Raw genomic sequence first — 12,769 nt, forward strand, 5'->3', positions numbered from 1 at the left:
GGGCCCCCTGATCGGTTTTTCGGCGGCGCCTCAGCGTTGCTCGGCGAGGGCGCGTGCGGCCGCGAGGAGTGCGGCCGACGCCTCGGTCACGTCGACGACCGCTGCGGCCCGGGGGGTGGTGACCTCCGGGGCGACCGGGGTCAGCGCCGTGACCGAGCGGACGTGGCCGAGTCGGGGCCGGACCTCCACCCGCACCAGCTGGTGCTGGTGGACCTGTTGGTAGATGCGCCGGCGCACGCGCCAGGCGTCGACCCGGGGGGCCTCCCCGTCGTCGACGGCCACGTACCAGCGGGGCTCGGCCTCCTTCTGACCCCGCCGCTCGGGCTCGGTGAAGTACCGGATCCACTTCGGCACCTGGAAGGCGCCCTCGCGGCGGCGCGTGCGCAGGACGAGGCCCTCCACCGTCGAGGTGGCGAAGCAGTCGAGCACGCCGCGCCACAGCGCGGTGGCGGCGTAGCCCAGCGGGAGCAGACACAGAGCGCACACCACCAGCGCCGCCCAGCCGGCCCGGCGCCGCAGGTCGGGGTCGGTCCCGTCGAGCAGCCCCCCGACGGTGGTGTCGTCGGCGAAGCGCCACGCGCCCCACATCAACGCCAGGGTGAGGCCGCCTCCGAGCAGGCCGAGGGTGATCGCGGCGGCGGGGTGCCGGCCCCAGCCGGGCTCGAACCGTGGGTAGTCGACGAGGACGGGCCGCCACTCGCTGGTGACCGCGCTCCAGGCGTGGCGGTCGTCCTCGGCGCCCAGCGGGAGCTGCTGCACCGCGAGGCCGGCGAGGTCCATGGCCGCGGCGTGGGCGAGGTAGCGGTCCCAGACGGCGACGGCGGCGGCCGGTTGATCGTCGAACTGGCCGTGCTCGACCAGGTAGCGGCGGACGCCCAGCCACCGGCTCCCGGCCTCGAGGCCGGCCGGGGTGTCGCGCTGGCGGTCGGAGGTGCTGATGCGCCCGGCGACGGCGCCCGTGAGCAGGACGCCGGCGATCACGGCGATGAGGAGCGGCGCGGCGGTCGACTCGGTCGTGTCCGAGCCGCCGAACCAGAGGAGGCCGCCCGCCGCCAGTGTGGCGACCCACGCGACGCCACCGACCCAGCGCGGCCAGCGGCGGCGGCACAGCCCGCGGGCCTGGGCGTCGGCGACGACCTCGCGACGAAACCCCCGCCACCACGAGGCCGAGACGTCCGCCGGCCCGGTGGTCAGCGCCTCGGCCGGCACGACGCCGCCGACGGCGATGCCGTGCAGGTGGTCCAGCACCCGCCGCTCGTAGGGCAGCAGGGGGCCGTGGTCGCCACGGTCGAGCCGGCAGATGGTCTGCTCCGGCCCGTAGGACTCGAGCTCGAGCCATCCTCGGGCGGCCAGGTCGAGGAGGGTGGCGGGGACCGCCTCGGAGGTCACCTCGAAGTCGTCGGTGAGCAGGTCGACCAGGGCGGGCGGCTCGTCGCCGAGCTCCATGGTGGCCTCTCCCGGAGTCGGGCGGGCGGGGCGGGTGGCCACGGCCACGAGCGCCATCAGCAGCAGCGCCGCACCCAGGATCCCGACGGCGAGGAAGAGCGCGTCGTGGCGCAGCGAGGCCTCTTCGGCCAGCTCGGCGCCGAGGAGCAGCGCGGCCTGGGGCGATGGCGGTCCCGGCACGCCGCGAGCGTACGATGCCCGGCGTGATGACGACGGTGGCGCCGGCCGACAGCATCGCCGCGCTGGCCGCCCTGCGTACGGCCCGGCGGCGGAACCGGGTCGCCAAGATCCACTGGGTCGACGCCCTGTACCAGGTGTACCTCACGGCCATCTTCGGGGGCGGCGCCGTGCTGGTGGTCTCCGGCCTGGTCAGCGGCGACGAGCTCTCGCAGAGCGGCATCGACCAGGTCCTGCACGAGGGGCCAGCGTGGCTGGGGGTGCTGGTCGCCCTCGGGGTCGCCATGGGCCTGCGGTCCGGGGCCAGGGGTGGACCGATCGCCCTCGAGGCACCCGACGTGCGTCACGTGCTGCTGTCCCCGGTGCCGCGCCGGGCCGCCCTCAAGAGCCCCGCGCTGCGCCAGCTGCGCTTCTCGATGTTCATCGCGGTGGTGGTGGGCGCCATCGCCGGTCAGCTCGCGGTGCGTCGCCTCGGGGGCGCCCCCCTCGCATGGATCGCGTGTGACGCGCTCTTCGCCGCGGCCACCGTGGCCCTCACGATGGGTTGCGCGTTCCTCGCCTCGGGCCACCGGCTCCGGCACTGGCAGGCGTCGGTGCTGGGCGGGGTCCTCCTGATCTGGGCCATCGGCGACGCCCTGGACGCCCTGCCCAGCTCGCCGACCGCGTTCCTCGGTGAGGTCGCCCTCTGGCCCATCGACTTCCAGGCCGTCGGCGCCATCCCCGTGGTCGTGGCCGTTCTGCTCGTGGTGGCGGGGATCGCCGGGATCGGTGGCGTGTCCCTCGAGTCGGCCGAGCGCCGGACGCGCCTCGTGGGCCAGCTCAAGTTCGCGGCCACGCTCCAGGACCTCCGCACGGTCATCGTCCTGCGCCGCCAGCTCGCGATGGAGCTCCCTCGCGCCACCCCGTGGATCCGCGAGCGCCACCACGGACGGTTCCCGATCTGGCACCGCGGGATGCGCGGCGTCCTGCGCTGGCCCGCGGCGCGCATCGGCCGCGTCGTCGTGGTGGGCGTGGCCGCCGGCCTGGCCTTGCGGGGGGTGTGGGAGGGCACCATCCCCCTCGCCGTCGTGGCGGGTCTGGCCCTCTTCGTGGGCGGGCTCGACGCCATCGAGCCGCTCGCGCAGGAGACCGACCACCCGGGGCGGCGCGAGGCGCTGCCGCTTCCCGACGGCTACATCATGGTGCGCCACCTTCCGATCGCGGCGCTGGTGATGGTGAAGATCGCGATCGTCGCGGCCATCACCGCGGTGGTCGTCGACCCGTCGGTCGACGCCGTGAAGCTGGCGGCCATCTGCCTCCTCCCTGCCGCACTGGCCGGGGGTGCGGGCGCCGTGATCAGCGTGCTCATGGGTGCCCCCGAGCCCTCGGACAACTGGCAGCTCGTGCCCCCCGAGGTGCAGGGGGCCCGCACCGCCTTCCGCACGGTGTGGCCGCCGCTGGTGGCCACGCTCGGCACGCTGCCCGTGGTGTTCGCCCGCATCGCGTCCGAGAACGGCAGCAACCCCTACGAGGCCGCCGTCACCTCCGGGTTCTTCGTCGTGATCCTGGCCGGCCTCGTCGGCGGTTGGGTGCAGCAGCAGGCGGCCATCAAGGCCTGGTGGCGCAACATGCAGGAGATGCAGGGGATGGGCGTCACCCCGGCGACGGCCACGGCCGGGGGCGGTGGCGGTGACGACGACGGCGACTCGGGCCGCGCCGGTCCCTCGTCGACGGGTGGTGCGGCCCCGCGGTCCACCGCCCGGCCCGGCGCCAAGCCGTCCGCCCGCAAGGTGACCACCCGACTGGAGCGATCGTGAGCAAGCGCAAGAAGAAGCCGCAGGGGCCCCTGCCCATGCTGGTGTCCGACGGGCTGTCGAAGTCCTACGGCGAGGCTCAGGCACTCGCCCCGCTCGACCTCGAGGTGGCCCGTGGCGAGAGCGTCGTGCTCGTGGGCCACAACGGCTCGGGCAAGACCACCTTCCTGCGTCTCGTTGCCGGCCTGCTCGACCCGACCGAGGGCGACGCGGAGATCGACGGCAACTTCTCGGGGACGCTCGAGGCCCGGGCCCTCACGTCCTTCCTGCCCGACGAGCCGGTGCTCTACGACGACCTCAGCGTGCGCGAGCACATCGACTACCTGGGTCGCCTGCACGGCACGGAGGGGTACGGCGACGCCGAGGCCGACGTGGTCGAGCGTCTCGGCCTGGCCGACCGCGTGGACGACCTCCCCGCCCGCTTCAGCCGCGGCCTGCGCCAGAAGACGGCCCTCGCAATCGGGCTCACGCGTCCGTTCGAGCTGCTGCTCATCGACGAGCCCTTCGTGGGCCTCGACCTGAGCGGCCGCTCCGCCCTCGTCGAGCTGCTCGACGAGCGCCACGCCGCTGGCGCCACCTTGGTCGTGGCCACCCACGACCCGAACTACGTCGACAAGGCCGAGCGCTGCATCGCCCTGCGCCAGGGCGAGGTGATCTTCGACGGGGACGCGGCCGCCGCCGACGTCCTCGCCCTGGTCAGCTGACGGCCCCTCGTTCTGGCGCCCGATGTGCGGGCGCTGGCCAGTAGATCAGGCGCCAGTTCGCGTCGTGTCGTCGGTGCCGGCGTCTGCGGCTTGCGCCGCCTGCTGGGCCTCGATCTGCGCGGAGAGGATGCGGGTCATCTCGGCGGGGTCCGTCACGCCCTCGGGCACGTCGACGTGCAGGCCGGCGGCGGCGAGGCGGGCGTTCATCGTGGTCTCGAGGGCCTCGGCGCCGTCGGTCTCGACGTAGGCCTCGTCCTTCTCGGCGTGCGCCCAGGCGGGGAACGTCGTGCCGGCGATGGGCCCGCTCTGGCCGGTCGGCACCTTCACCTTCACCTCGTCGGGGAAGGGGGCGCGCCCCGGTGGGCGGACCTCGACCTCCACCTTCCAGATCACCCGGGTGTCGGCGGGGGTGCTCCCCACCGAGCTCGCCGTCCTGGTGCTCGTCACCACGACGGCGTCGCAGCGCACGCCGTTCTTCTTCAGGCGCTTCTCGAACAGCACGGGCGTCCTCTCAGCCGGCGGGGGCCGACGGCAGGCGCTCGTCGAGCCAGGCGTGCAGCGCGGCGAGGTCGGGGGCCGCTGAAGGGTCGACCACGAGGTCTTCGGTGGGCGGCACGGCGCCGAGCTGGTTGCGGGCGTAGGCGATCAGCGCAGGGTCGACGCCGCTGTCCGCGGGCACCTCGTCGTCCTTCTTGAGGGTGACGTCGAGCGGTCGGGGCCCGGCCGCCGCCGCACCCTCGGGGCGGGGCTCGAACACCAGGACGTCGAACACCGCGCGGTCGATGGACACGTAGGGGCGAACCCGCACGATGGTGACCGTGCCCGTGGACGCATCGGCACGGACGGCGAGGTCGGGCAGTTGGCGGGCCCCGAGGTCGGGCACGTCGCCCACGGCGGAGACCCCGTCGAGCAGGGACTTCCAGTTGCCTCCGGTGAGCGTCGACACGACAGAGCGACAGCGCAGCCCGTCGGGGTCGATGCCGGCGTCGTCGAGGGTGGTAGCCAGCGTGGCGATGTCGTCGGCGAGGGGCCCGATGCCGGGATCGAAGCTGGCGAACACGAACGGGCCCCAGGTCTCGACCACCAGCGGGGTCAGGGGGATCTCCTGGCCGGCACTGGGGGCGGCGCCGAAGTCGACGGCCTGGAGGCGGCCGGCGAGGTCCCATGCCCACCGGTGGTTCTGGCACTCGATCTGGGTGAGGCCACCGCCGGCGCCGAGGCACAGCGGCGCACCTTGGTGCTGGCACACGTTCTCGAAGCCCCGCAGGCGGCCGTCGTCGCCCCGCACGACCATCGTCGGGGCGAGCCCGAAGCGGGCTTCGACGTAGTCCCCCGGCTCGGCGACGTGATCGGTGCTCCCGACGAGCAGCCAGGCCTTGCGCCAGACGTGCTCGTTCTCCTCGAAGACGTACTGGCGCTCGCTGTAGCGGCGCGCCGGGACGGTCAATTCCGCCGAGTCAGCCACGGCGTCAACCTAGGCGATGGGTGACCCTGCGCCGAGCTGCTCGACCGGCGGTCGTGGTCGACAGCCCGTGGACCCCGCTCTCGCCCACGGACCGTCGACGTGTGTCACCAGTCGGTGACGACCCGGCAATTAACCCCGTTCACCTCCCCACGGTCAAGCGTCGTCCCGTTCGTCAAACGCGCTGCGCAGGCCGCCCCGGCGGCCGGGACGGCTCTAGTGTTCGGCGATGGTCGATCCCGCGGTGGAGGGCGAGCTCACCGCCGAGCCGAGCGGCCTGTTCGTGTGGCTCGCCTTCGGCGCGCTGGTGATCACCGCGGTCGGCGTCCTGCTGAGGATCATCGAGATGGCGACCGGCGACGAGAGCCTTGCCGTCGGCCTGCTCTCCCTGGTCTTCCAGGTGGCGTTCGGCCTCTGGCTCTCCCGCGTGTTCTGGCGCATCGCCCAGCGACGAGCCGCCTGATCCCGCCTGAGCGGGAGAGGCATTGGTCGGGAAGGCGGGATTTGAACCCGCGGCCTCAGCGTCCCGAACGCTGCGCGCTGCCAAACTGCGCCACTTCCCGGTGGGTCACCGATGCTACCGGAACGGACCGGCCGCGCCCCAAGCGCGTTCCGGCGACCGTCGGCGGGAGACGGTCAGGCGGGGGCGGGGGTGTCGGCGCCTTCGAACCACGTGTAGCCGGTGCGCAGGGCCTGGGCGGCCTTGCGGAGGCGGAAGGCGTCGAGGGGCTTGATGAGCCAGCCGTCGGCGTCCATGCGCCCGGCCATGAACTGGTCGTCGTGGCGGTCGAGCAGCATCAGGATGGGGCGGGGCTTGAGGCGGCCCGAGCCCTCCTCCTGGCGGAGGTTGAGGCAGGTGGCGAAGCCGCCCATGTTGCCGATCTGGAGGTCGAGCAGGACGAGGACGGGCTCGTGGCGGGCCACGGCGTCGATCACCTCGCGGCCCGAGCGGACGCGCACGACGGTGGTGTCGTCGTCGCTCAGGGCGGCGTCGACCTCGTCGAAGATCCAGTCGGCATCCGTGGCGAGCAACACGTTGGGCACGGTCGCCACCCTATTGACCGGGGAGGGGTCCGGAAAAGATCTCGGCCCGGACGGCGCCGTTCCTTGGCTACCGTCGCGGGCGTGCTCGAGATCCACGTGGAACACCCGGGGCCGTACTCGCTGTGCCGGCCGGTCGGTGAGCTCGACGCCTACACCGTCGGCGAGTTCCGTGAGGCCCTCAGTGGCCTCACCTCCAGCAACCGCCTCCTCATCGATCTCTCGGACGTGCCGTTCATGGACTCGGCCGGCCTCGGGGCGCTCATCGGCGGCATCCGCCGCGCCCGCGAGGCGGGCGGCGACGTCGCGGTGGCGTGCAGCCGTCCCACACTGACGCGCCTGCTCCACACCACCGGCTTCGACCGCATCGTCTCGGTGACCGAGACCGTCGAGAGCGCCGCCGAGGCGCTGGCCGCTCCTGTCGAGGACGACTGAGCGCGACTAGAAGACGACGGTCGGCGGGGCCTCGCCCGTCGGCCACGCCGCCGGGTCCTGGGCGAGGGCGAACAGGCCGAGGGCCAGCTTCGACCGGGTGATGGTCGCCGTCGGCCGGAACGTCCCGTCGCCGTACCCTGCGAGCAGGTCGTGCTCGGTGGCCCATGCGGCCGCGGGTCGGTAGGGCGAGCTGCCGGCGAGGTCGGTGAACGCGGCCACCTCGGTGGCGCCGGGGCGACCCGCTGCCGCCCACGTCCACGCCGCGAGGTCGCCCCGGGTCAGCGGGTCGGTCGGACGGAAGGTCCTCGCCGCGGGGACGACCCCTTCGGCCACCGCCCACTCGAGCGCGGCCCGGTAGGGGGCGGCGGGCCCGACATCGGTGAACGGGAGCGGCGTCCCGGCCTCGCCCAGACTGGGGTTGGCCGGAGCCGTGGTGCTCGTCGTGGTGGTGACCACGGTCGTGCTCGTGCTCGTGGTCGGTCCGACCGTCGTGGTCGTGGCGGGCGCCGCCGTCGTCGTGGTGGGGGCGGGCGCGGTGGTCGTCGTGGTCGGCGGTGGGGGCTCGGGGTCGGCGGCTGGCGGCGCGCCCATCAGGCGCCACAACGTCGCCACCGCCTTGCTGCGGGTCATCGTCAGGCGCGGTCGCCAGGTGCGGTCGGGCCAGCCCGGCATCACGCCGAACGCCGCCGACCAGCCGACCGCGGTCTCGACCCGGGCGCCCGGGAGCGCGTCGGTGAAGCCGTGGGGCGGCGGGCCCCAGCGCAGGTTGACCGAGGTGGTGGCGCCGCGCCCCGCAACGGCGATCCGGTAGGTGGTGCCCGCCACGGCGGTGAACGTCACCCGGCTCTGGGGGGCGAGGTCGAGCGCGTCGTCGTTGGCCCCGACCGGGGTGAGCGCGTCCACCGAGGCGCCGGTGAACACGGCGAGCACCGTGTCGCCGGCGGTGCCGCGCGTGTCGACCGACACCTGTGCGTCGACCCGGGGCCGCCACTTGTACCAGACCGATCCGGCGATGCCAGAGGCCGCCGGCGCCTCCCCCTCCTCGAACGTCGCGCCCGCCACGGTCCCCGGCGTGGCCCCTGCGTACCCCGAGAGGACGGGCGCGCCGGCGAAGGCGTCGTTGGCGGGCGGGTCGTCGGTCGGGCTCGGCACGACGACCGGCGCCTCGTCGTCGAGGAAGCGGCTGTCGGCGGCGTTCCAGTGGGTGGCGAGGTAGCTGCCGGGTGCCGGGTCGGTCGAGAAGTAGTCGTCGTCGTGGCAGTCGAGGCGCCGCTCGAGCGAGCTGGACGGGCAGCGCACCGCGGTGCGGAAGGGGCCCGAGCCGTCCTCGTCGTAGCAGAGCAGGTCGTGCTCGTCGGTGCAGTGGCCCTCGGGGCTGGCATGGGGCGCCGAGCCCTGGACGGCCCCGAGCAGGTGGAGCAGCTCGTGGGTCTCCGCCACGCCGCCGTGGTCCAGGCACGAGTCGTCGACGCGGGCGTAGCCGACCGACGTGTTGTTGAAGTTGTCCTGGCCGCGCCGGTCGTCGTCGAGGTGGGTGGCGATGCCGCTGCACGTGGTGGTGGCGGTGTCCAGCCACACCACGTACTTGCGGTCGTGGCGATCGAATCCCTGGGCGGCGAGGCTGTCGACGAGTCCGCCGAAGTCGGTGGCGGCGTCGGCGGGCACGGTGGCCCGGGCCACGTCGACCTGGCAGGTGGGGTCGACGGCCCGCTTGGTGGTCTGCCAGCGGACGTGGCGCTCGCCGCCGGTCTGCGCCGCGCTGCGGTTCACGAGGTGGGCCACGTCGGCGGCGGCCGCGCGCAGCTCGGGGAGGAGGACGGCGTAGCGGTCGGCGCGGCCCGAGGCCCGGGCGTAGACCGCCTGGACGCGGGCGCCGCTGGTGCCGTTGCCGATGCAGGCGACCGCACGGGGCGTGCCGGCTTCGGCGGGCTCGCCCGCCGCGCCGAGCGACCCGCTGGTGTCGGGCCCGTGGGTGCACAGGGCGACACCGCCCACCGTGGCGACGGGTACCTGGCCGGGCGCGCAGCCGGGGCGGGGGCCGTCCATGCGGGTGACCGACGCGATTGCAGCGCTCACCGCCACCAGCACGATCAGCGCGGCGACGACCCGCCCGCCGTGTCCCTTCCTCGCCACCTGTTGCCATCGGCACCGCGCGGGTCGCCTTCAAGGACCGGGCCCGCCGGCCTTCGAGCGCCGGTCCGGCCGTCGGACATCGGGCCGCGACGGGACTCCGAGACCGGAGGCCGGAGGCCGGAGGCCGGAGACCGGAGGCCGGAGACCGGAGGCCGGAGACCGGAGGCCGGAGACCGGAGCCGGTCGATCAGCGGTCGGCGGCGGCGAACAGGTGGGTGCCGACGGTGGCCAGTCCGTCGAGGTCGTGCACGTCGGTGGCCAGGAACGGCACCCGGACCACCGGCGCCGGCGCCACCTTGGCGGCGAGGCCGCGGAGGTGCTCCTCCTCGCGGGAGGCGACCAGGGCGAAGTCGGCGAGGTTGGTGTAGAGGCCGCCGAGGTCCGTGCCGGCGAAGGTCTCGGCCCGCTCCCGGGCGGCCACAGCCGTCTCGGTCCCGAAGCGCGGGTGCATGCGGTTGACGATGAGGGCCCGCACGGCGATGTCGGCCTCGCCGAGGCGCTCGGCGAAGAAGCCGGCCTCCTCGACGGTGTCGCGGCGGGGGGAGGCGACGAGCACGAAGGCGGTGTCGTCATGTGAGAGCAGCTCGAGCACCCGGGCGGCCCGGTCGCGGAAGCCCTGCTCCATGCCCTCGAAGGCGTGGAAGAACGTCATGGCGTCGTCGATGGCCTCGCCCCCGACCACCTTCGAGACCGTGTGGAGGAAGGCCTGCGCGGCGACGTTGAGGGCCTTGACGATCCCCCGGGTGGGGGCCATCAGGAGCCGGAAGAGGCGGTGGTCGAGCAGGCGGGTGATGTTGCGGGGGGCGTCGAGGAAGTCGAGCGCGTTGCGGGTGGGCGGCGTGTCCACGACCACGAGGTCGAAGTCGGACTCCTCGTGCAGCTCGTAGAGCTTCTCCATGGCCATGTACTCCTGCGTGCCCGACAGCGCCGAGGAGATGTTGCGGTAGAAGCGGTTGGCGAGGATGGCCTCGGTCTGCTCGGGGCTGCCGGCGTACTTGGCGATGAGGCCGTCGAAGGTGCTCTTGGTGTCGAGCATCAGGGCCGACAGGTGGCCCGGCCAGTCGCCCGTGATCTCGCTCGGCGTGTCGGACAGGCCCTCGAGCCCCAGGGCGTCGGCCAGGCGCTTGGCCGGGTCGATGGTCACCACGACGGTGCGGCGACCCTGTCGGGCCCCTTCGAGGGCCAGCACGGCGGCGGTGGTGGTCTTGCCGACGCCGCCCGACCCCGTGCACACCACGATGCTCGAACGGGCGATCAGCTCGGTCAGCCCCGGCGGGGTGCTCATCGGGCGGCCTCCTCTGGCGCAGCGGCGGCGGGCGCGCCGGCGGGGGACGCGGGCTCGGGCAGCGCCTCGATCCCGGCGCGCATCGCGTCGGAGAGGACGGCCAGGTCCGCCGGGCCGAGGTCGGCGCTGAACAGGAAGGGGAGGGCGATCTGGGGGAGCGGGAGGTCCTCGGCGAGGCGGCGGACCTGCTCGGTCTGGAGCGCGGTGCGCTCGCGGCGGAAGGCGGCGGCGTCGGCCAGGTGCTGCGCCTCACCGGGGCGCAGGGAGGCGCCTGCGGCACGGGCCGCTGCTTCGGGGTCGGCCTCCATGCCCGCCAGCTCGGGGTAGACGCCGTTGACGATCACCGGGCCCAGGCTGACCCCGACCTGGTCCTCGAGGTTGAACGCCGTCTCGACCAGCTCGTTCACCGGCGTCTCCTCGGGCAGGGTGACGAGCAGCACCCGGCACAGCTCGGGGTCGCGGAGCAGGTCCATGACGTCCTGGGCCTGGGTGTTGATGGGCCCGACCTTCACCGCGTCGACGAGGCCCCGGGCCGATCCCAGGAACGTGATGGCGTGGCCCGCCGCCGGGGCGTCGAGCAGGACGAGGTCGAGGCGGGGCTCGCGGCTCAAGCTCTTGACCTTTCCCAGTACGAGGATGTCGCGGATGCCCGGCACGGCGGTGGCCACGACGTCGAGGGCGCCCGAGCTGACCAGGCGGCGCGAGATGCGGTTGAGGCCGTGGTCGCCGAGGTACTCGAGCAGGGCCTCGTCGGGGGTGAGGGTGCGGGCGATGACGTCGGCGGCGCCCCCAGGGCCGCCGGGGGAGAGCACGACCTCGTCGTAGGCGAAGGGCGGCTGGCCGTACAGCGTGGCCAGGCCGCTCTTGCCCTCGACCTCGACGACGAGGGTGGTGAGGCCGGCGAGCGCTGCCGTGCGCGCGAGCGCGGCGGTCACGGTCGTTTTGCCGACACCGCCCTTCCCGGCCACGATGACCACACGTGATTCAGTGAGGAACTGCGCTGGATCCACGGACAATCTCTCGTCGGAGGCGCTTCGTGCGCAGACTACCCACCGGTGCCGTCGGCGCCGTCCTTCTCGGCCTCGCCCTGCTGCTCGTCGCCGCCCCGGCGGCCTCGGCGCGCGGCACGACGCGGGCCGAAGACGACGTTCCCGCCGGCCGGGCCAACGTCGTGAAGGTGAGCGGCCTGCTCGACCCGGTCCTCGTCGACTTCGTTTCGGGGGCGATCGAGGACGCCGAGGCGCAGGACGCGCTGTCGGTCACCCTCCAGCTCAACAGCGCTGGCGCGGTGGTGTCGGACGCCGACATCGAGGCCCTCACCGAGCAGATGCGCGAGTCGGACGTCCCCGTGGCGGTCTGGGTGGGCCCCTCGGGGTCCAAGGCCCTCGACGAGGCCGCGCTGCTGGTCGCAGCCGCGGCCGATTCGGGCATGGCCCCCGGCACGCGCATCACCGGCCCCGGCGGCGAGACCCTGAACGACGAGGAAGCGGTCGAGGCCGGGGTGGTCGACCGGGCCGCCCCCACCATCGGCCTGTTCAACGTCGAGCTCGACGGCTTCGAGTCGCGCGTCGTCGAGGGCGAGGACGGCCGGCCCACCCGCGAGCCCGTCACCCCGACGGTCTTCTCCCAGCCGCCGCTGTGGTCCCAGCTCGCCCACACCGTGGCCAGTCCCGCCGTGGCCTATCTGCTCTTCGTGATCGGGATGGCCCTCATCCTCTTCGAGTTCTTCACCGCCGGCGTCGGGGTGGCCGGTGTGGTCGGCGCCGGCTTCTTCATCGGCGGGTGCTACGGCCTCGACGTGCTGCCCACCAACACCTGGGCGGCCGCCCTGCTGGTCCTGTCGATGTTCGCCTTCGGCATCGACATACAGACCGGGGTGCCACGGTTCTGGACCGGCTTCGCCATGGTGGCCTACGTGGTCGGCACGCTCGGTCTGTACGACGGCATCTCGCTCTCCTGGATCACCCTCGGTGTCTCGTTCATCGGGATGGCGGTGGCGATGATCGCCGGCATGCCGGCCATGGTCCGCACGCGTTTCGCCACGCCGACGATCGGCCGCGAGTGGATGATCGGGGAGATGGGCGAGGCGATGGTCGACGTCGATCCGGAGGGCACGGTCAAGATCCGCGACGCCCTGTGGCGGGCACGGGTCAACCGGGCCACCCCCATCGATGCCGGCGACCCGGTGCGCGTGGTGGGCATCTCGGGGATGATCCTCGAGGTCGAGCCCGAGGAGGGCGCCGCCCGGGACTACCGCGAACGGCGCTGAGCGCTCGCGATAGCTCCCATAGTG

The 12,769-nt window shown here is 73.8% G+C and carries 12 protein-coding genes and 1 tRNA gene; 5 read left to right on the forward strand and 8 right to left on the reverse strand.

Annotated features, from left to right (window positions below; all coding sequences use genetic code 11):
• Window positions 1-30: 30 nt before the first annotated feature.
• On the reverse strand, window positions 31-1,626 hold the full coding sequence (locus tag JNK12_08245; protein MBL8775906.1) for a DUF2207 domain-containing protein: 1,596 nt from the start codon (window positions 1,624-1,626) through the stop codon (window positions 31-33).
• Between the two features lie 23 nt (window positions 1,627-1,649).
• Between JNK12_08245 and JNK12_08250 the strand changes: the two genes are divergently transcribed.
• Together JNK12_08250 and JNK12_08255 are read left to right on the forward strand one after the other, a co-directional pair.
• Window positions 1,650-3,419, forward strand: coding sequence for a hypothetical protein (locus tag JNK12_08250; GenBank protein ID MBL8775907.1), 1,770 nt, complete (start codon window positions 1,650-1,652; stop codon window positions 3,417-3,419).
• On the forward strand, window positions 3,416-4,120 hold the full coding sequence (locus tag JNK12_08255; protein ID MBL8775908.1) for an ABC transporter ATP-binding protein: 705 nt from the start codon (window positions 3,416-3,418) through the stop codon (window positions 4,118-4,120). Before JNK12_08250 ends, JNK12_08255 begins: the two co-directional genes overlap by 4 nt.
• Before the next feature lie 45 nt (window positions 4,121-4,165).
• Here the strand turns inward: JNK12_08255 and JNK12_08260 are convergent, their stop codons facing one another.
• Both JNK12_08260 and JNK12_08265 read right to left on the reverse strand, forming a co-directional pair.
• Window positions 4,166-4,621, reverse strand: a complete 456-nt coding sequence (locus JNK12_08260) for a hypothetical protein (protein MBL8775909.1) — start codon at window positions 4,619-4,621, stop codon at window positions 4,166-4,168.
• A gap of 10 nt (window positions 4,622-4,631) precedes the next feature.
• Complete coding sequence (locus JNK12_08265; GenBank protein MBL8775910.1) at window positions 4,632-5,585, reverse strand: Rieske (2Fe-2S) protein; 954 nt, start codon at window positions 5,583-5,585, stop codon at window positions 4,632-4,634.
• A gap of 226 nt (window positions 5,586-5,811) precedes the next feature.
• Between JNK12_08265 and JNK12_08270 the strand changes: the two genes are divergently transcribed.
• Window positions 5,812-6,045 carry a hypothetical protein gene (locus JNK12_08270; GenBank protein MBL8775911.1) on the forward strand — a complete coding sequence of 78 codons (234 nt, stop codon included), beginning with the start codon at window positions 5,812-5,814 and terminating at the stop codon, window positions 6,043-6,045.
• A 23-nt stretch (window positions 6,046-6,068) separates the two neighbouring features.
• Here the strand turns inward: JNK12_08270 and JNK12_08275 are convergent.
• Both JNK12_08275 and JNK12_08280 read right to left on the reverse strand, forming a co-directional pair.
• A tRNA-Pro gene (locus tag JNK12_08275) sits at window positions 6,069-6,145 on the reverse strand.
• Window positions 6,146-6,218: 73 nt separating this feature from the next.
• Entirely contained in the window at window positions 6,219-6,626 is a 408-nt protein-coding gene (locus tag JNK12_08280) for a response regulator transcription factor (GenBank protein ID MBL8775912.1), read from the reverse strand.
• 81 nt (window positions 6,627-6,707) lie between these two features.
• Between JNK12_08280 and JNK12_08285 the strand changes: the two genes are divergently transcribed.
• Entirely contained in the window at window positions 6,708-7,058 is a 351-nt protein-coding gene (locus JNK12_08285; GenBank protein MBL8775913.1) for an STAS domain-containing protein, read from the forward strand.
• A gap of 6 nt (window positions 7,059-7,064) precedes the next feature.
• Here the strand turns inward: JNK12_08285 and JNK12_08290 are convergent, their stop codons facing one another.
• From JNK12_08290 to JNK12_08300, 3 genes are all read right to left on the reverse strand, one after another.
• Window positions 7,065-9,191 (reverse strand): S-layer homology domain-containing protein, encoded by a 2,127-nt coding sequence (locus JNK12_08290; protein MBL8775914.1) that lies wholly within the window; start codon window positions 9,189-9,191, stop codon window positions 7,065-7,067.
• 187 nt (window positions 9,192-9,378) lie between these two features.
• The gene (locus JNK12_08295) at window positions 9,379-10,476 is read right to left on the reverse strand and encodes an ArsA family ATPase (GenBank protein ID MBL8775915.1); all 1,098 of its coding nucleotides are present in this window, start codon (window positions 10,474-10,476) and stop codon (window positions 9,379-9,381) included.
• Window positions 10,473-11,444 (reverse strand): hypothetical protein, encoded by a 972-nt coding sequence (locus JNK12_08300; GenBank protein ID MBL8775916.1) that lies wholly within the window; start codon window positions 11,442-11,444, stop codon window positions 10,473-10,475. The genes JNK12_08295 and JNK12_08300 overlap by 4 nt, the downstream gene beginning before the upstream one ends.
• Window positions 11,445-11,512: 68 nt before the next feature.
• Here JNK12_08300 and JNK12_08305 point away from each other — a divergent pair, with 68 nt between their 5' ends.
• Entirely contained in the window at window positions 11,513-12,745 is a 1,233-nt protein-coding gene (locus JNK12_08305; protein ID MBL8775917.1) for a hypothetical protein, read from the forward strand.
• Window positions 12,746-12,769: the final 24 nt, after the last annotated feature.

The organism is Acidimicrobiales bacterium, from assembly GCA_016794585.1.
GTDB lineage: Bacteria > Actinomycetota > Acidimicrobiia > Acidimicrobiales > DATDAH01 > JAEUJM01.